The following is an 18,715-nucleotide window of genomic DNA, read 5'->3' on the forward strand; positions in this document are numbered from 1 at the left end:
TCCGTGGATGCGCCCTTTCTTTATACGCAAAGCTGTTCAAGACTTTTGTTTGCCCGCCGGTGCAATGCAGCGCAGCGGGCAATGTTTCAAAGAGAATTCGGAGCGAGTTATGGCAGGTCATTCCAAGTGGGCGAACATCAAGCACCGCAAAGAACGTCAGGATGCCAAGAGGGGCAAGATCTTCACCAAGTGGATTCGTGAGCTGACCGTTGCAGCCCGTCAGGGTGGCGGCGATCCGGGCTCCAACCCGCGCCTGCGTCTGGCCCTGGACAAGGCCCTGGGTGCCAACATGAGCCGCGACATCATCGATCGTGCGATCGCCCGTGGTACCGGCGCTGCCGACACCGACGATGTGGTTGAGCTGACCTACGAAGGTTATGGTCCGGGCGGCGTGGCGGTGATGGTCGAATGCATGACCGATAACCGGAATCGCACCGCGGCCGCGGTTCGTCACGCGTTCAGCAAGTGCGGTGGCAACCTCGGCACCGATGGTTCGGTCGCTTATCTGTTCGAACGCAAGGGACAGATCTCCTTCGCTGCCGGCGTCGACGAAGACGCGCTGATGGAAGCGGCCATGGAGGCTGACGCCGATGACGTGGTGACCAACGAAGACGGTTCCATCGATGTGTTCACCTCGTTTGCCGGTTTCTATTCTGTGCGTAATGCCCTGGAAGCGGCGGGCTTCAAAGGTGACGACGCGGAAATTGTCATGTTGCCGACCACCAGCGCCGAGCTCGATCTTGAAGGTGCGGAGAAAGTCCTCAAACTGATCGATATGCTCGAAGACCTGGATGACGTGCAAAACGTCTATTCCAACGCGGAGATTCCGGAGTCGGTGGCCGCACAGCTCGGTTAAGGGCGGCTAAGATCCAATAGGTGGGAGCGGGCTTGCTCGCGAACGCGTCAGGTCAGTCAATGCAGTGGTTGAATGACACAGCGCTTTCGCGAGCAAGCCCGCTCCCACATTTTTCCTTCGCTGTGTCGAATATCGTGTTTTTTCTTAACCCGCAGGCGTTATGACTTTAATTCTAGGTATCGACCCCGGTTCGCGTATCACCGGTTACGGTGTGGTTCGTGATACTGGCCGTGGCTGCGAGTACGTCGCGTCCGGTTGTATCCGCACTGGCGCCGGCGAGCTGCCTGAGCGACTGCAGATTGTCTATCGCGGGGTACGGGAGATCATTCAGACCTACCATCCGGTGACCATGGGGATCGAAAAGGTGTTCATGGCCCGTAACGCCGATTCCGCCCTGAAACTGGGGCAGGCCCGTGGCGCTGCGATCGTGGCAGGTGCCGAGGAAAGCCTGGAAATTGCCGAATACACCGCAACCCAGGTCAAGCAGGCAGTTGTCGGCACTGGTGCGGCCAACAAGGAGCAGGTGCAGATGATGGTCATGCACATGCTCAAGCTGACCAGCAAACCGCAGATCGATGCTTCGGACGCCCTGGCCATTGCCATTTGCCACGCTCATACCCGTTCCAGCCTGCTGCCCCATGGTCTGGGAGCTGCACGCAGTCGTGGCGGGCGCCTGCGTCTCTGATAGCATCAGCAATCAACTTTATGGAGTGGGGACGTTTCGCCCGGGTTGTCGGCGTTATTCCCTCGCTCTGTCAGTCGCTGGCCCAGAGCTGGCCAACGCTCAAGGATTTGTAACGTGATTGGACGTTTGCGCGGCACCCTGGCTGAGAAGCAGCCTCCGCATCTGATTCTGGATGTAAACGGCCTGGGCTATGAGCTCGAAGTACCCATGACGACCCTTTACCGCTTGCCGTCGGTCGGTGAGCCGCTGACCTTGCACACCCATTTGGTCGTGCGCGAAGACGCACAGTTACTCTATGGTTTTGTCGGCAGGCGTGAGCGAGACTTTTTTCGCGAGTTGATCCGCCTCAATGGTGTCGGGCCGAAACTGGCGCTGGCCTTGATGTCGAGTCTGGAAGTCGACGAACTGGTTCGTTGCGTACAGTCCCAGGACACTTCGGCATTGACCAAGGTCCCGGGTGTTGGCAAGAAAACCGCCGAACGCTTACTGGTAGAGCTCAAGGACCGCTTCAAGGCCTGGGAAACCGTACCGGCCATGTTCGCCCTGGTGCCGAACCAGCCGGATGGACCGGCCCCGGTGAACACCGCTGAAAACGATGCCGTGAGCGCGCTGATTTCCCTGGGCTACAAACCCCAGGAAGCGAGCAAGGCCGTGTCTGCGATCAAGGAGAAAGGTTTGAGCAGTGAAGACATGATCCGCCGCGCCTTGAAGGGAATGATCTAAGTGATTGAAGCTGATCGTCTGATCGCTGCCACGCACAGCCCGCGTGAGCGCGAAGAAGTCCAGGACCGGGCGATTCGCCCGGTCAGCCTGGCCGAATACATTGGCCAGCCGACCGTTCGCGAGCAGATGGAATTGTTCATTCAAGCTGCTCGCGGTCGTAACGAGTCCCTGGATCACACGCTGATCTTTGGTCCGCCGGGCCTTGGCAAGACCACCCTCGCCAACATCATCGCCCAGGAAATGGGCGTGTCGATCAAGAGCACCTCGGGGCCGGTGCTGGAGCGGCCGGGTGACCTGGCGGCGCTGTTGACCAACCTTGAGCCTCATGATGTGTTGTTTATCGACGAAATCCATCGCCTGTCGCCCATCGTTGAAGAAGTGCTGTACCCGGCCATGGAGGATTTTCAGCTCGATATCATGATCGGCGAGGGGCCGGCTGCGCGTTCGATCAAGCTGGATCTGCCGCCGTTCACCCTGGTCGGCGCAACGACGCGGGCCGGGATGCTGACCAATCCGTTGCGCGACCGTTTCGGCATCGTTCAGCGTCTTGAGTTCTACAATAACGCCGACTTGTCGACGATTGTCAGCCGTTCGGCGAGCATCCTCGGTTTGCCGCTGGACCCGGAAGGCGCCTTCGAAATTGCCCGCCGTGCCCGTGGCACGCCACGCATTGCCAATCGACTGCTACGCCGGGTGCGAGACTTCGCCGAAGTTCGCGCCAAGGGGCACATTACCAAGCCGATTGCCGACCTGGCGCTGAACCTGCTGGACGTTGACGAGCGGGGCTTCGATCACCAGGACCGGCGTCTGTTGCTGACCATGATCGAGAAGTTCGACGGCGGGCCAGTCGGGGTCGACAGCCTGGCCGCCGCCATCAGCGAAGAGCGTCACACCATTGAAGACGTGCTGGAGCCTTATCTGATCCAACAGGGCTATATCATGCGCACGCCACGGGGGCGGGTGGTGACGCGGCATGCCTACCTGCATTTCGGTTTAAACATTCCGTCACGATTGGGCGAAATGCCCGTGGTAGACGAGTTTCTCGATGCCGCTGACGATTAATTAACATTGCGTGCAGATTTTTTCGGGCAATGTAGGGTCCCAGGACCGTACTTTCACGAGAAAGCCGCAGAACAATGAAAAACAGTTGCCTGGCCGGATTGGCAACCTGAGGAGTAAGCACTAGAGTATGCGCGCGCAAAACGGGCTTGAGCCTTTCGCACATCGTTGTCGCGTTTATTACGAGGACACCGATGCGGGCGGCATCGTGTATTACGTTAATTACCTTAAGTTTATGGAGCGGGCTCGAACCGAGCGGCTACGAGATCTGGGCTTTGCCCAATCGCAGCTTGCCGGGGAGGACCTGTTGTTCGTCGTGCATTCCAGCGAAGCGCGCTACCACGCGCCGGCGCGACTGGACGACGAACTGCTGGTAAGCGCCGAGGTAATCGAATTGAACCGTGCCAGCCTGCGCTTCAAACAGCAGGTCAGGCGGGCGACGGATAATGTGCTGCTCTGTGAAGGGCAGTTTCTGGTGGCCTGTGTGCGCACTGAAAGTTTGAAACCCCGGGCCATTCCCGAAGCTCTACGAGCGGCCTTTGCCGACGTGAGCGGCGCGGGTACACACTCAAAGCAGGAGATAAAGCGTGGAAGCTAACGTCGTCGACCATTCCTCCATGTGGAGCCTGGTCAGCAATGCCAGTATCGTGGTGCAACTGGTAATGCTGACCCTGGTAGCCGCATCGGTGACCTCGTGGATCATGATCTTTCAGCGCAGCAACCTGCTGCGCGCCGGTCGACGTGCCCTGGAGAGCTTTGAAGAGCGCTTCTGGTCGGGTATCGACCTGTCCAAGCTGTACCGTCAGGCCGGCAGCAACCCGGACCCTGATTCGGGCGTCGAGCAAATTTTCCGTGCCGGTTTCAAGGAGTTCTCCCGTCTGCGCCAGCAGCCAGGCGTTGATCCGGAAGCGGTCATGGAAGGTGTGGCCCGCGCCATGCGCGTTGCCATTTCCCGCGAAGAAGAAAAGCTCGAGCAGAGCCTGCCGTTCCTGGCCACTGTCGGTTCCGTCAGCCCGTATATCGGCCTGTTCGGTACCGTCTGGGGGATCATGAACTCCTTCCGTGGTCTGGCGACCGCCCAGCAAGCGACCCTGGCCACTGTGGCCCCGGGTATCGCCGAAGCACTGATCGCCACGGCCATCGGTCTGTTCGCTGCTATTCCAGCCGTTATCGCTTACAACCGTTTTGCTGCTCGCAGTGAAACCCTGCTGGGCCGCTACTACACCTTCGCCGATGAATTCCAGGCGATCCTGCACCGCAAAGTGCACACCAGCGAAGAATAAGCAGGTAATTTCCAATGGCTTTAATCGCTCGAGCTCGCAAAAAGCGCAAGCCGGTCGCCGAGATGAACGTGGTGCCTTACATCGACGTGATGTTGGTGCTGCTGGTCATCTTCATGGTGACCGCGCCGATGCTCAATCAGGGCGTGAAAGTTGATCTGCCCAAGGTTTCCAGCGAAGCCTTGCCGCAGGACAACAACACCCAGGTCCTGACCATTTCCATCAAATCCGACAAGACCTACTACTGGAACCTTGGCAGCGAAGTCGACACGGACAAGCAGCAAGACCGGGCCATGACGTTGCCGCAGATGACGGACGCCGTGACCAAGATCATTCGCGTCGGCAATGAAAACGGCAAGCACACCCAGGTCTTCATTCGTGGTGACAAATCCGTCGATTACGGTTCCGTCATGGGGGCCATGGGCGGGTTGCAGAAAGCCGGGGTCGGTAATGTTGGCTTGATTACCGAGGCGCCCTGATGCAGCAACAGCGAGAGCCGTCCGCCTCGGAAAGCTACTTCTGGCCTAGTGTCTGGGCGATTGGCTTGCACGTGCTGGTGTTCGGCATGCTGTTCGTCAGTTTTGCCTTTACCCCGGAACTGCCGCCGGCCAAGCCGATTGTCCAGGCGACCTTGTACCAGCTGAAATCGAAAAGTCGGGCGACCACCCAGACCAATCAGAAGATTGCCGGTGAAGCGCAGAAATCTGCTGCGCGCCAGACCGAAGTCGAGCAGATGGAACAGAAGAAGGTCGAGCAGGAAGCGGTGAAGGCTGCGGAACAAAAGAAAGAAGAAGCGGCTCAAAAGGCCGAGGAAGCCAAGAAGGCCGACGAGGCGAAGAAAGCGGACGAGGCGAAGAAGGCTGATGAAGCCAAGAAAACCGACGACGCGAAGAAAGCTGCGGAAGCCAAGAAGGCAGAAGAGAAACAATTGGCTGATATAGCCAAGAAGAAAGCTGAAGAAGAAGCCAAGAAGGCTGCTGAAGAAGAGGCCAAGAAAGCGGCCGCTGAAGAAGCCAAGAAAAAGATCGTCGAAGACGCGAAGAAGAAAGCCGCGGAAGACGCCAAGAAGAAAGCCGAAGCTGAAGAGGCGAAGAAGAAAGTCGCCGAGGAAGCGAAGAAGAAAGCTGCTGCCGATGCTGCGAAGAAGAAATCGCAGGACGCGGCACGTAAATCCGCCGAAGACAAAAAGGCCCAGGCCCTGGCAGATTTGCTTTCCGACACGCCGCAGCGTCAGCAGGCCTTGGCCGATGAGCAGGGCGACGAAGTCGCCGGCAGTTTCGACGACCTGATTCGTGCGCGTGCAGCGGAAGGCTGGGCTCGTCCACCTTCGGCACGCAAAGGCATGACGGTTGTGTTGCAGATCGGCATGTTGCCGGACGGTACGGTGACTTCGGTCAGCGTGTCCAAGTCCAGTGGCGACGGTCCGTTTGACGCATCGGCTGTTGCAGCGGTGAAGAATATTGGACGTTTGACAGAAATGCAGGGAATGAAGCCGAGTGATTTCGCTCCGTATCGTTCATTCAAGATGACATTCACACCTGAGGATCTAGCCTTGTGAGAAACCTTCTTCGAGGAATGCTCGTCGCCATCTGCTGCCTGGCAGGCATGGCGATGGCAGATGAGAAAAACATTCTGGTCACCAGCGGCAGCGATCGAGCGACCCCGATCGCGGTAGTGCCGTTCGGTTTCCAGGGCGGTAGCGTGCTGCCGGACGACATGGCGGAAATCATCGGTAACGACCTGCGTAACTCGGGTTACTACTCGCCGATTCCCAAGCAGAACATGATCAGCCAGCCGAGCCAGGCCAGCGAAGTCATCTTCCGTGACTTCAAGGCACTGGGTGCCCAGTACGTCATGGTCGGTAGCATTGTTCCGGCGGGCGGTCGCCTGCAGGTGCAATACACACTGTTCAACGTGGCCACCGAGCAGCAAGTGCTGACCGGCAGTGTATCGGGCGGTGTCGACCAGTTGCGCGACATGGCGCACTACATCTCTGACCAGTCGTTCGAAAAACTCACGGGTATCAAGGGTGCCTTCTCGACTCGCCTGCTGTACGTAACGGCCGAGCGTTTCTCCGAGAACAACACGCGCTATACCCTGCAACGCTCGGACTACGACGGTGCCCGCGCCGTGACGCTGCTGCAGTCACGCGAGCCGATCCTGTCGCCGCGTTTCGCACCGGATGGCAAGCGCATCGCTTATGTGTCCTTTGAGCAGAAGCGTCCACGCATCTTCATGCAGAACATCGACACCGGTCGTCGTGAGCAGATCACCAACTTCGAAGGCCTGAACGGCGCACCAGCCTGGTCGCCGGATGGCAATCGCCTGGCGTTCGTGCTGTCGAAAGACGGTAACCCGGACATCTACGTGATGAACCTGGGCTCGCGTCAGATCTCCCGCGTCACCAACGGTCCTGGCATCAACACCGAACCGTTCTGGGGCAAGGATGGCTCGACCATCTACTTCACTTCCGACCGTGGCGGCAAACCGCAGATCTACAAAACCAGCGCGGGTGGTGGCGGTGCCGAGCGTGTGACTTTCGTCGGTAACTACAACGCCAACCCTAAACTGTCGGCAGATGAAAAGACGCTTGTCATGATTCACCGTCAGGATGGCTTCACCAATTTCAAGGTGGCGGCCCAGGATTTGCAGCGCGGTAGTGTAAAAATCCTCACTGATAGCACTCTGGACGAGTCGCCTACTGTCGCGCCCAACGGCACCATGGTAATCTACGCCACCCGCCAGCAGGGCCGGGGAGTCTTGATGCTCGTGTCCATCAATGGACGCGTAAGGCTCCCGCTTCCTACCGCACAAGGCGAAGTCAGAGAACCTTCCTGGTCCCCTTACCTGAACTGACGCGGCGCTATACGTTTTACTTAACACACTGGGGTTCATTAGGAGTTTCACGATGGAAATGCTGAAGTTTGGTAAATTTGCTGCGCTGGCACTGGCCATGGCTGTAGCTGTAGGTTGCTCGTCCAAAGGCGGCGACAATGCCGGTGAAGGCGCGGTAGATCCAAACGCTGGTTACGGCGCAAACACTGGTGCAGTTGACGGCTCCCTGAGCGAAGAAGCTGCTCTGCGCGCTATCACCACTTTCTACTTCGAATACGACAGTTCGGACCTGAAGCCAGAAGCCATGCGCGCTCTGGACGTTCACGCCAAAGACCTGAAAGCAAACGGCGCTCGCGTTGTTCTGGAAGGCAACACCGACGAACGTGGTACTCGTGAGTACAACATGGCACTGGGCGAGCGTCGTGCGAAAGCCGTTCAGCGCTACCTGGTACTGCAAGGCGTTTCCCCAGCTCAGCTGGAACTGGTTTCCTACGGCGAAGAGCGTCCAGTTGCTACCGGCAACGACGAGCAGTCCTGGGCTCAAAACCGTCGCGTCGAACTGCGTAAGTAATTCGTCATGCGAACGTGCCGTCGTGCTGTAACTGTTCTGGCTCTCAGTCTCGCCCCGCTTGCGGTGTGGGCTGCGGTTCCTGTGGTCGATAACGACTCCGGCTATAACAATAGCGGGAGCAGTTATCCGCCTGCAGGTTACGGTACGAACGGCGCCTATGCCGGGGGAGGGGTTTCCGCCCCTGTCTCGGCACAGGGCGAGCTGTTCAACCAACTGCAACAAATGCAGGAGCAGATCTCGCGCCAACAGGGTGTGATTGAAGTTCTGCAAAATGATGTAGCGCGCATGAAGCAGGAGAATCTGGAGCGATACCAGGATCTTGATCGGCGCATAGGAACCGGCGTTGCACCAGCCGCGACTCCTGAAAATTCTTCCACCGGTGGTGATTTGAACGCCCCCGGTGCAGCCGCAGGTGCGGCAGCTGGCGCAGCCGCCGCTCAAGCACCTGCCGCGGGTAGCGAGCCGGCAGATCCGGCGAAGGAAAAGCTCTATTACGATGCTGCCTTCGACCTGATCAAGGCCAAGGACTTCGACAAGGCCAGCCAGGCTTTCGCCGCATTCCTGCGCAAATACCCGAACAGTCAGTACGCGGGCAACGCCCAATACTGGTTGGGCGAAGTGAACCTGGCCAAGGGTGATCTGCAGGGTGCAGGTCAGGCGTTCGCCAAGGTTTCGCAGTTGTATCCGAAGCACGCCAAAGTGCCGGACTCGCTGTACAAGCTCGCTGATGTAGAGCGCCGCCTAGGTCATACCGACCGGGTCAAAGGCATTTTGCAGCAGGTCGTGTCCCAGTATCCGGGCACTTCCGCCGCTCAGTTGGCCCAGCGCGATTTACAGAAGATGTAAGCCTGCTTGACCCGTTTTGAAGAAACCCGCGCTTGTCGCGGGTTTTTTCGTTAGAATTCACCCCCTTTTTCTGAACACGCTTTTTGGGGCCTGCGCTTTGCCGGGGTTCCTTGAAGTGCCTGACGGAGGCGGACAGCCTGTTTAGCTGTTACGCCCGTGGCGACTATGCAAGACACATTGAGAATCACCGAAGTTTTCTACTCGTTGCAGGGTGAAACTCGGACTGCCGGCCTGCCCACTGTTTTTGTGCGCCTGACCGGTTGCCCGTTGCGTTGCCAATACTGCGACAGCGCCTACGCGTTCACAGGCGGAACCATTCGCACGCTCGACGACATCCTCGAGCAGGTCGCCGGTTACCGCCCGCGTTATGTCTGTGTCACGGGCGGCGAGCCCTTGGCGCAACCCAATGCCATTCCCTTGCTCAGGCGCCTCTGTGATGCCGGCTACGAAGTGTCACTGGAAACCAGTGGCTCTATCGACATCTCGGCAGTAGATTCCCGGGTCAGTCGCGTTGTCGACCTGAAAACCCCGGGTTCGAAGGAAGCGCATCGCAATCGTTACGAAAACATTGAGCTGCTCACGCCCAACGATCAGGTGAAGTTTGTCATCTGCTCGCGGGAGGACTATGACTGGTCCGTTTCCAAGCTAATCCAGTACGGTCTGGACCAGCGCGCCGGCGAAGTCCTGTTCTCGCCAAGTCACCATGATCTCAATGCTCGGGATCTGGCGGACTGGGTGGTGGCGGATAACCTGCCAGTACGTTTGCAATTGCAGCTGCATAAATATCTTTGGAATGACGAGCCGGGGCGCTGAAATGACTGAACAACTGAACACTGCTGAAAAACGTGCGGTCATCCTGCTGTCCGGTGGCCTGGACTCGGCGACCGTCGTGGCGATGGCTCGTGCCGAAGGCTACAACTGCTACACCATGAGCTTCGACTACGGACAGCGTTCTCACGCCGAGTTGTATGCCGCCGAACGCGTCGCCCGGGACCTGGGCGTGGTCGAGCACAAGGTGATCGGTCTCAATCTGAATGGCATGGGCGGCTCGGCGCTGACCGACAGGAGCATCGATATTCCCGAAGAGTTGGGTGAGGGCATTCCGGTGACTTACGTGCCTGCACGTAACACGGTGTTCCTGTCGCTGGCCCTGGGCTGGGCAGAAGTGCTCGGTGCGCGGGACATCTTCATCGGCGTCAATGCGGTGGATTACTCCGGTTACCCGGACTGCCGTCCCGAGTTCATCGAGTCGTTCGAGCGCATGGCCAACCTGGCAACCAAAGCCGGCGTAGAAGGTAATGGCTTCCGCATTCAGGCACCGCTGCAAAACCTCAGCAAGGCGCAGATCGTCCAGGCCGGCGTGAAGCTTGGCGTGAACTACGGGCTGACCGTTTCCTGCTATCAGGCCGACGATGAGGGTCGTGCGTGCGGCAAGTGCGACAGCTGCCGATTGCGTGCGGAAGGCTTTGCGGCGGCCGGAATCAGCGATCCAACCCCTTATTTTTGATTTTTTTCAAAATAGGTGTTGAATAGTCCTTAAAAATCAGTATTATACGCGCCACCACACAGCGGGTCGTTAGCTCAGTTGGTAGAGCAGTTGGCTTTTAACCAATTGGTCGTAGGTTCGAATCCCACACGACCCACCATTTTTGGCGGTTTAGAAAATCCGGAAGGCCCACGCAAGTGAGGATTTCCGGGTTTTTTTTTGCCCGCGATTCAAGTCCGCCTCGCTCTGGGCTGCTGCGCAAGGCGCAGGTCAGAATCATCTTTTGCATCTGTCGGATATTCTGTAGCCTTGCGCAACTTCAACGCTGTCCGTGCCTGATGAATACTCACTTTCCCGGCGGTACCCTTAAGGGTCCGGAGCCGGGTGTATACTCGACTTTCGCGCGAATGCGCCTGCAGGTCTTGCGAACATGACGCAAATTTCCGAACGCCTTCTGGTTCAAGCCCACCTCGACGCGAAACAGCCCAAGCCGCTGACCGCCGATGAAGAGGCTTACTACCGTGCCGCCATCGCTGCCGAGCTCAAGGCTCAGGACGCGGTGCTGGTGGCCCACTTCTATTGTGACCCTGTCATTCAGGCGCTGGCCGAAGAAACGGGTGGCTGTGTCTCCGACTCGCTGGAAATGGCCCGTTTCGGCAACGCCCATCCGGCCAAGACAGTGGTCGTCGCCGGCGTGAAGTTCATGGGGGAGACTGCCAAGATCCTCAACCCGGAAAAACGCGTGCTGATGCCGACGCTCGAAGCGACCTGTTCGCTCGACCTGGGTTGCCCGGTGGACGAGTTTTCCGCTTTCTGCGATCAACACCCGGAGCGCACGGTGGTGGTGTACGCCAACACCTCCGCTGCGGTAAAAGCCCGAGCGGATTGGGTCGTGACTTCCAGCTGTGCGCTTGAAATCGTCGAAAGCCTGATGGACAACGGCGAGACCATCATCTGGGGCCCGGACAAGCACCTGGGTACCTACATTCAGCGCCAGACCGGTGCCGACATGCTGCTGTGGGACGGTGCCTGCATCGTTCACGAAGAGTTCAAGTCCAAGCAACTTGAAGACATGAAGGCGCTATACCCGGATGCGGCGATTCTGGTGCACCCGGAGTCGCCGACATCGGTGATTGAACTGGCCGATGCCGTCGGTTCTACCAGTCAGTTGATTGCGGCGGCACAGAGCCTGCCGAACAAGACGCTGATTGTGGCGACCGACCGTGGCATCTTCTACAAGATGCAGCAGCTGTGTCCGGACAAGGTCTTTATCGAGGCTCCGACGGCGGGTAACGGCGCGGCGTGCCGCAGCTGTGCACATTGCCCGTGGATGGCCATGAACACCCTTGAGCGTACGCTCAAGGCGTTGAAGGAAGGGGCGAATGAGATCTTTGTCGATCCGGCGCTGATTCCGCAGGCGATTCGCCCGCTCAAGCGCATGCTTGATTTCACTGCTGCAGCCCGATTGAAGCTCGCGGGTAACGCATAAGCGCTTTCAACCAAGCTCAAAAAACTGTGGGAGCGGGCTTGCTCGCTCCCACATTGGTTTGTGTGTGTCGGGACTACTTGGTTTTCTTAGGGACTCGCACCAGCCGGGTGTTGGAATACATGTCGTGCCAGCTGCGTTTTTGCTTGTCGAACAGCGACCAGATGAATCCCAGGCCGACGCACAGCAACGAGGCGATCGAGACCACAAAGCGCAACAGCGCCTGCCACAGGCTGATGGACGAGCCATCGGCATTCTGAACGCGGATGCACCAGACCTGCATGCCCAGGGTTTGACCGGACCAGGTCCAGAATTTGGCGAAGAAGCCGAACAGTACGAACAACAGCACAGTGGAGAGCAGGGGATCGCCGTCCAGCGCGCCGGTTTCGGTCAGGGTACGCATCCGTTCTTCGCCGATGATCGCCATCTGGATCATCTTGTAAATACCGCTGGTGACGATCAGCAGGGCGGTGCACAGCAGAAAATCATAGAACATCGCTGCCAGGCGACGACCCAGGCCAGCGGCAGGAAAGTCACCCTGGGGAGTAAGCAGGTGTTTCGACATGGCAGGCTCTCGGCGAAAAAAGAAGCCATTTTACGGATTTACGCGCACAAAAAAGCCCCTGATGTCAGCATCAGGGGCTTTTTCGTTACAGAAGATTAGGCTTCTGCTTGGACTTCGTCAGCCTGCATGCCTTTCTGGCCCTGCACGGCGATGAAAGTCACTTTCTGGCCTTCTTTCAGGCTCTTGAAGCCGTTGCCCTGGATGGCGCGGAAATGCACGAACAGATCCGGACCGCTTTCAGGAGTGATAAAACCAAAACCTTTCTCGTCGTTAAACCACTTGACGGTACCGCTCTGACGTTGGGACATTTCTTATTTCCTTTGACGCAAAAAATTAATGACAGTCTCCTTCTCATGAAAGAGTACTGGGGCTGGTTGCAGGAGAGTAAGAAGACGTCGAACGGGATGTAGCTAACTTGTAGGCTACTGCCCAGGTCACGATTCCAAGCGACCCATGCAAACACAGTGGACAAACTCTACGCCAACTACGGGAGAAAAAACAAGCCCCGTGAAGGCCCCGTATTTCCTCAGGTTGATGGCAAAGTCAGTCCACTAGTGGGGCCTTATACGTTAACGCTGTTCAAATGTTTTCGATCGTTATAAGCAAAGTTCATAATCGAAGCTTAGAGTCAAACAATGCACTATTTTATGGCGGTTGCGTTACACATTAGTGCACAGTTAACGCAACCGCGTTACTTATAGGAACATTCAATCAGCCGCGATAGTAGCGTTGTGGAACGAATGGCATTTTGCTCACAAGCAAAGGCACCTTTTTCCCACGAACAATCGCCCAAACGGGTGTGTCCAGTGCGATGTAAGCGCTATCGACGTAACCCATGGCCAGCGGCCCGCCCAGGGTCGGACCGAAACCGCCACTGCAGACGCTGCCGATGATGTCGCCGGCTTCGTTGACGATCTCGGCACCTTCGCGTACCGGTGTGCGTTCCTGCGGTAACAGACCGACGCGCTTGCGGCTGACACCTGCCTGTTGCTGGGCAAATACGGTTTCGGCGCCAGGGAAACCGCCGGCCCGTGCGCCATCGGCGCGACGTGGCTTGGAGATGGCCCACAGCAGGCTTGCTTCGATCGGGCTGGTCTCGGTGTTCATGTCATGGCCATACAGGCACAGACCTGCTTCCAGGCGCAGGGAGTCGCGGGCGCCAAGGCCGATGGCAGCCACTTCCGGTTCGGCCAGCAGGGCGCGGGCCAGGGCTTCGGCATTGGCGGCCGGCACGGAGATTTCGAACCCGTCTTCACCGGTGTATCCCGAACGGCTGACAAAACAGTCCACGCCCAGCAGTTTTACTTGAGCAAACTGCATGAAGGTCATCTTCGCCACTTCCGGTGCCAGACGCGCCAGTACAGTGACCGCCGCCGGGCCTTGCAGGGCGAGCAGGGCGCGTTCTTCGAACAGCGGCTCGATGCTGCACTGATCGCCGATGTGCTGGCGCAGGTGCGCCAGGTCCTGATCCTTGCACGCGGCGTTGACCACCAGGAACAGTTCGTCGTTACCCAGGTTCGCGACCATCAGGTCATCGAGAATGCCGCCTGTCGCGTTGGTGAACATCGCGTAACGCTGCATGCCCACCGGCAGGTCGATGATGTCCACCGGCACCAGGGTTTCCAGTGCCTTGGCGGCATTGGCGCCGGTCAGGCGGATCTGGCCCATGTGCGAGACATCAAACAGCCCGGCCTGGTCGCGGGTGTGCTGGTGTTCTTTCATCACGCCCAACGGGTACTGCACCGGCATGTCATAGCCGGCGAACGGCACCATACGCGCGCCGAATTCGATGTGCAGTGCGTGCAACGGGGTTTTCAACAGTTGTTCGGTGGACATATTCAGCTCCTGAAGAAGGGTGCAGATGAGCGCGCATCAGCACTCGATAATGTTGACCGCCAAACCGCCACGGGCGGTTTCCTTGTATTTGCTTTTCATGTCGGCGCCGGTCTGGCGCATGGTGCGAATGACCTTGTCGAGGGAGACGAAGTGTTGCCCGTCACCGCGCATGGCCATGCGCACGGCATTGATGGCCTTGACCGAACCCATGGCGTTGCGCTCGATGCAAGGCACTTGCACCAGTCCGCCAATCGGGTCGCAGGTCAGCCCGAGGTTGTGTTCCATGCCGATTTCCGCGGCGTTCTCCACTTGTTGCACGCTGCCGCCCAGCACTTCGCACAGGGCACCGGCAGCCATCGAGCAGGCGACACCGACTTCACCCTGGCAGCCGACTTCGGCGCCGGAGATCGAGGCGTTTTCCTTGTACAGAATGCCGATGGCCGCGGCGGTGAGCAGAAAGCGCACCACGCCGTCGTCATTCGAGCCTGGGATGAAGCGCATGTAGTAATGCAGTACCGCCGGAACGATTCCCGCCGCACCGTTTGTGGGCGCGGTCACGACGCGACCGCCGTTGGCGTTTTCTTCATTGACCGCCAAGGCGTAGAGGTTGACCCAGTCCAGCACTGACAACGGGTCGCGTAACGACGATTCCGGGTTCTTGCACAATTGGCGATGCAGGGCGGCGGCCCGGCGTTTGACCTTCAGCCCGCCAGGCAGGATGCCTTCATTGCGGCAACCGGCAGCAACGCAGTCCTGCATCACTTGCCAGATGTTCAGCAAACCGGCGCGGGTTTCCGCTTCCGGGCGCCAGGCGCTTTCGTTGGTCAGCATCACCTGGCTGATCGACAGCCCATATTTGGCGCAATGAGCGAGAAGATCCTTGGCGCTTTTGAACGGAAAGGTCAGGGGCGTGACGTCTTCGACGATGCGATCGGCGCCGGCGGCGTCCTCATCGACCACAAAACCGCCGCCGACCGAGTAGTACTCGCGGCTGCGGATTTGCAGGCCCGCTGCGTCGAAGGCGCGGAAAATCATGCCGTTGGGGTGATAGGCCAACGGTTTTCGAATCATCGCCAGGTGTTCTTTCTCGTTGAACGCAATGCTGTGTTCGCCGAGCAGGTTCAAGCGACCGCTACCGCGAATGTCTTGCAGACGGGCGGCGACGGTTTCAGTGTCCACGGTGTCCGGGTGTTCGCCTTCCAGGCCCAGCAGCACAGCCTTGTCACTGCCGTGGCCCTTGCCGGTGGCACCGAGGGAGCCATACAGCTCGACTTTTACGCAGGCCGTTGCCGCCAGCAGCCCTTCACGGCGCAAGCCTTCGACAAACCGCGCAGCGGCACGCATCGGGCCGACGGTATGGGAGCTGGAGGGGCCGATGCCAATCTTGAACAGGTCGAACACGCTTAACGACATGGTGGTTCTCCGGTTTCTTGTTATAGGAATTCACGGAAGGTCAGGCTTGATTCGATCCTTGTAGGAGCTGGCTTGCCAGCGATGACGGTGTGTCAGGCAACAGAAATGTCGACTGATCCAACCCTGATCGCTGGCAAGCCAGCTCCTACAAGGGCTTTGCGGTGTTCTTGAAATGGGAGCGAGTAAACCCGCCCCCTTATTGCTTTAAGCGTAGCTTTCGATCGACGGGCAGGCGCAGACCAGGTTGCGGTCGCCGAACACGTTGTCGACGCGACCGACCGGTGGCCAGTACTTGCCTTCGATCAGCGAGGCAACCGGGTAAACCGCTTGCTCACGGCTGTACGGGTGCGACCACTCTCCGACCAGTTCCTTGGCGGTGTGCGGAGCGTTTTTCAGCGGGTTGTCGTCCTTGTCCAGGGTGCCGTTTTCCACTGCGCGGATTTCTTCGCGGATGCGGATCATGGCGTCGCAGAAGCGGTCCAGTTCTTCCTTGGATTCGCTTTCGGTCGGCTCGATCATCAACGTGCCGGCTACCGGGAACGACATGGTCGGCGCGTGGAAGCCGAAGTCGATCAGGCGCTTGGCCACGTCATCGACGCTGATGCCGCTGCTGTCTTTGAGTGGGCGCAGGTCGAGGATGCACTCGTGCGCCACCAGGCCGTTACTGCCGGTGTACAGCACCGGGTAGTGCTCTTCGAGGCGACGGGAGATGTAGTTGGCATTGAGGATCGCCAGCTGCGAAGCACGCTTGAGACCCGCGCCACCCATCATACGAATGTACATCCAGGTGATCGGCAGAATGCTCGCGCTGCCGAACGGTGCCGCGCAAACGGCGCCTTCCTTGCGCTCCATCTGTGCGTGGCCCGGCAGGAACGGTGCCAAGTGCGATTTCACGCCGATCGGGCCGACGCCCGGGCCGCCACCGCCGTGGGGGATGCAGAAGGTCTTGTGCAGGTTCAGGTGCGAAACGTCGCCGCCGAACTTGCCCGGTGCGCACAGGCCGACCATCGCGTTCATGTTGGCGCCGTCGATGTACACCTGGCCGCCGTTGTCATGAACGATGCCGCAGATTTCGCGGATGCCTTCTTCGAACACGCCGTGGGTCGACGGGTAGGTGATCATCAACGCAGCGAGGTGTTCGCGGTGCTCGATGGCCTTGGCGCGCAGGTCTTCGATGTCGACGTTGCCACGGGCATCGCACGCGGTCACGACAACGCGCATGCCAGCCATTTGTGCGGTGGCCGGGTTGGTGCCATGGGCCGACGACGGGATCAGGCAGATATCGCGACGGTCTTCGCCACGGCTCTGGTGGTAGGCACGAATCGCCAGCAGACCTGCGTATTCACCCTGGGAACCGGCGTTCGGTTGCAGCGAAACCGAGTCATAACCGGTAGCCGCGCAAAGCATGGCCTCCAGTTCGTCGGTCAATTGTTGATAACCGGCGCTTTGCTCGGCCGGGGCGAACGGGTGCAGGGCGCCGAACTCGGCCCAGGTCACCGGAATCATTTCGCTGGCGGCATTGAGTTTCATGGTGCACGAACCCAGCGGGATCATGGTGCGGTCCAGCGCCAGGTCCTTGTCCGCCAGTTTGCGCAGGTAGCGCATCAGCTCGGTTTCCGAGTGATAACGGTTGAACACCGGGTGGCTGAGGATCGGCGACTGACGCACCAGCGCGGCCGGGATGGCGCTCTGCACCGAGGCGGCGAGGGCGGCAAAGTCCGGCAGGGCCTTGCCGTCGGACAGCAGGCTCCACAGGGTTTCAACGTCGGCCTGAGTGGTGGTTTCGTCCAGGGACAGGCCCAGGCGTTCGCCATCGACCACACGCAGGTTGATGCGCTGGGCGTGCGCCTTGTCGTGCAGGGCGGCAGTTTGAGCACCGGTCTTGACGGTCAGGGTGTCGAAGAAGCTCGCTTGCTCGACGTTCAGACCCAATGCGCTCAAGCCTTTGGCCAGGATCGCGGTCAGGTGGTGCACGCGATTGGCGATCTGCGTCAGGCCTTTTGGACCGTGGTACACGGCGTACATGCTGGCGATGTTGGCCAGCAGCACTTGCGCGGTGCAGATGTTCGACGTGGCTTTCTCGCGACGGATGTGTTGTTCGCGGGTCTGCATGGCCAGGCGCAGGGCCGGGTTGCCGAAGCGGTCTACGGAAACACCGACCAGACGGCCCGGCATGTCACGCTTGAACGCATCTTTGGTGGAGAAGTACGCCGCGTGCGGGCCACCGAAGCCCAGCGGCACGCCGAAGCGTTGTGCGCTGCCGATGGCCACGTCGGCACCGAATTCGCCCGGCGCGGTCAGTACGGTCAGGGCCAGCAGGTCGGCAGCCACGGCTACCAGGGCGTTGGCGGCGTGGAAGCGTTCGGTCAGCTCGCGGTAATCGAACACGTCACCGTTGCTTGCCGGGTATTGCAGCAGAGCGCCGAAGAACGGCGTCACGTCGCTCAGTTCGCGCTCGTCGCCAACCACCACGTCGATGCCCAAAGGCTCGGCACGGGTGCGCAGTACGTCGAGGGTTTGCGGGTGGCAATGCACGGAGGCGAAGAATTGGTGGCTGCCTTTGTTCTTGCTCAGGCGTTTGCAGAAGGTCATGGCTTCGGCAGCGGCGGTGGCTTCGTCGAGCAGGGAGGCGTTGGCAATCGGCAGGCCGGTGAGGTCGCTGATCAGGGTCTGGAAGTTCAGCAGCGCTTCGAGACGGCCCTGGGAAATTTCTGGCTGGTACGGGGTGTAGGCGGTGTACCAGGCCGGGTTTTCCAGCAGGTTGCGCAGGATCGGCGACGGCGTGTGGGTGCCGTAGTAACCCTGGCCGATGAAGGTCTTGAACAGCTGGTTTTTAGTGGCGATGGACTTGATCAAGGCCAGGGCATCGGCTTCGCTCAGGCCGTCTTCCAGGCCGAGGACGCTGGTGCCCTTGATGCTGTCGGGAATCACGCTGGCGCTCAGGGCTTCCAGGGAATCGAAGCCGAGGCTGTTGAGCATGGCTTGCTCGTCACCGGCGCGCGGGCCGATGTGACGGGCGATGAATTCGTTGGCAGTGCTTACATTTGCAACAGCAGGGTTCACTTGGGTCATGT

At 59.2% G+C, this 18,715-nt stretch carries 19 protein-coding genes and 1 tRNA gene; 15 read left to right on the top strand and 5 right to left on the bottom strand.

What is annotated here, in order from left to right; all coding sequences use genetic code 11:
• The first annotated feature begins 109 nt into the window (after positions 1–109).
• From B0D71_RS27505 to nadA, 15 genes are all read left to right on the top strand, one after another.
• Positions 110–856, top strand: coding sequence for a YebC/PmpR family DNA-binding transcriptional regulator (locus B0D71_RS27505; protein ID WP_007977329.1), 747 nt, complete (start codon positions 110–112; stop codon positions 854–856).
• A 160-nt stretch (positions 857–1,016) separates the two neighbouring features.
• A complete protein-coding gene (gene ruvC, locus B0D71_RS27515) occupies positions 1,017–1,541 on the top strand; it encodes a crossover junction endodeoxyribonuclease RuvC (protein ID WP_103397516.1) in 525 nt (174 codons plus the stop codon).
• Between the two features lie 114 nt (positions 1,542–1,655).
• On the top strand, positions 1,656–2,264 hold the full coding sequence (gene ruvA, locus B0D71_RS27520; protein WP_103397517.1) for a Holliday junction branch migration protein RuvA: 609 nt from the start codon (positions 1,656–1,658) through the stop codon (positions 2,262–2,264).
• The gene (gene ruvB / locus B0D71_RS27525) at positions 2,265–3,326 is read left to right on the top strand and encodes a Holliday junction branch migration DNA helicase RuvB (RefSeq protein WP_008015800.1); all 1,062 of its coding nucleotides are present in this window, start codon (positions 2,265–2,267) and stop codon (positions 3,324–3,326) included.
• A gap of 127 nt (positions 3,327–3,453) precedes the next feature.
• Positions 3,454–3,921 (top strand): tol-pal system-associated acyl-CoA thioesterase, encoded by a 468-nt coding sequence (ybgC, locus tag B0D71_RS27530; RefSeq protein ID WP_007990726.1) that lies wholly within the window; start codon positions 3,454–3,456, stop codon positions 3,919–3,921.
• Positions 3,911–4,606, top strand: coding sequence for a protein TolQ (gene tolQ / locus B0D71_RS27535; protein WP_007995636.1), 696 nt, complete (start codon positions 3,911–3,913; stop codon positions 4,604–4,606). The genes ybgC and tolQ overlap by 11 nt, the downstream gene beginning before the upstream one ends.
• 23 nt (positions 4,607–4,629) lie before the next feature.
• A complete protein-coding gene (gene tolR, locus B0D71_RS27540; RefSeq protein WP_162130292.1) occupies positions 4,630–5,082 on the top strand; it encodes a protein TolR in 453 nt (150 codons plus the stop codon).
• Positions 5,082–6,161 (top strand): cell envelope integrity protein TolA, encoded by a 1,080-nt coding sequence (gene tolA, locus B0D71_RS27545; RefSeq protein WP_103397518.1) that lies wholly within the window; start codon positions 5,082–5,084, stop codon positions 6,159–6,161. Before tolR ends, tolA begins: the two co-directional genes overlap by 1 nt.
• A 17-nt stretch (positions 6,162–6,178) precedes the next feature.
• Positions 6,179–7,459: a Tol-Pal system beta propeller repeat protein TolB gene (gene tolB / locus B0D71_RS27550; protein ID WP_263296155.1), complete on the top strand. Its 1,281-nt coding sequence runs from the start codon at positions 6,179–6,181 to the stop codon at positions 7,457–7,459.
• Positions 7,460–7,511: 52 nt separating this feature from the next.
• Positions 7,512–8,009: a peptidoglycan-associated lipoprotein Pal gene (pal, locus tag B0D71_RS27555; RefSeq protein WP_003178634.1), complete on the top strand. Its 498-nt coding sequence runs from the start codon at positions 7,512–7,514 to the stop codon at positions 8,007–8,009.
• 6 nt (positions 8,010–8,015) lie between these two features.
• Positions 8,016–8,855: a tol-pal system protein YbgF gene (ybgF, locus tag B0D71_RS27560; protein ID WP_103397520.1), complete on the top strand. Its 840-nt coding sequence runs from the start codon at positions 8,016–8,018 to the stop codon at positions 8,853–8,855.
• Positions 8,856–9,020: 165 nt separating this feature from the next.
• A complete protein-coding gene (gene queE, locus B0D71_RS27565; RefSeq protein WP_103397521.1) occupies positions 9,021–9,668 on the top strand; it encodes a 7-carboxy-7-deazaguanine synthase QueE in 648 nt (215 codons plus the stop codon).
• Position 9,669: 1 nt separating this feature from the next.
• Positions 9,670–10,362, top strand: coding sequence for a 7-cyano-7-deazaguanine synthase QueC (gene queC, locus B0D71_RS27570; RefSeq protein ID WP_103397522.1), 693 nt, complete (start codon positions 9,670–9,672; stop codon positions 10,360–10,362).
• Positions 10,363–10,425: 63 nt separating this feature from the next.
• Positions 10,426–10,501: transfer RNA gene (locus B0D71_RS27575), tRNA-Lys, on the top strand.
• Between the two features lie 270 nt (positions 10,502–10,771).
• Entirely contained in the window at positions 10,772–11,830 is a 1,059-nt protein-coding gene (gene nadA, locus B0D71_RS27580; protein ID WP_103397523.1) for a quinolinate synthase NadA, read from the top strand.
• Between the two features lie 73 nt (positions 11,831–11,903).
• Here nadA and B0D71_RS27585 read toward each other — a convergent pair whose 3' ends face one another.
• From B0D71_RS27585 to gcvP, 5 genes are all read right to left on the bottom strand, one after another.
• Positions 11,904–12,392, bottom strand: a complete 489-nt coding sequence (locus B0D71_RS27585) for an RDD family protein (RefSeq protein ID WP_103397524.1) — start codon at positions 12,390–12,392, stop codon at positions 11,904–11,906.
• Positions 12,393–12,487: 95 nt separating this feature from the next.
• Positions 12,488–12,700, bottom strand: a complete 213-nt coding sequence (locus B0D71_RS27590) for a cold-shock protein (RefSeq protein WP_007977299.1) — start codon at positions 12,698–12,700, stop codon at positions 12,488–12,490.
• A 403-nt stretch (positions 12,701–13,103) separates the two neighbouring features.
• Positions 13,104–14,228, bottom strand: a complete 1,125-nt coding sequence (gene gcvT / locus B0D71_RS27595; protein ID WP_103397525.1) for a glycine cleavage system aminomethyltransferase GcvT — start codon at positions 14,226–14,228, stop codon at positions 13,104–13,106.
• Between the two features lie 36 nt (positions 14,229–14,264).
• Positions 14,265–15,641 (bottom strand): L-serine ammonia-lyase, encoded by a 1,377-nt coding sequence (locus B0D71_RS27600; RefSeq protein WP_103397526.1) that lies wholly within the window; start codon positions 15,639–15,641, stop codon positions 14,265–14,267.
• Positions 15,642–15,845: 204 nt separating this feature from the next.
• Complete coding sequence (gene gcvP / locus B0D71_RS27605) at positions 15,846–18,713, bottom strand: aminomethyl-transferring glycine dehydrogenase (protein ID WP_103397527.1); 2,868 nt, start codon at positions 18,711–18,713, stop codon at positions 15,846–15,848.
• Positions 18,714–18,715: the final 2 nt, after the last annotated feature.

The sequence above is a fragment of the Pseudomonas laurylsulfativorans genome, from assembly GCF_002906155.1.
Taxonomy (GTDB): domain Bacteria; phylum Pseudomonadota; class Gammaproteobacteria; order Pseudomonadales; family Pseudomonadaceae; genus Aquipseudomonas; species Aquipseudomonas laurylsulfativorans.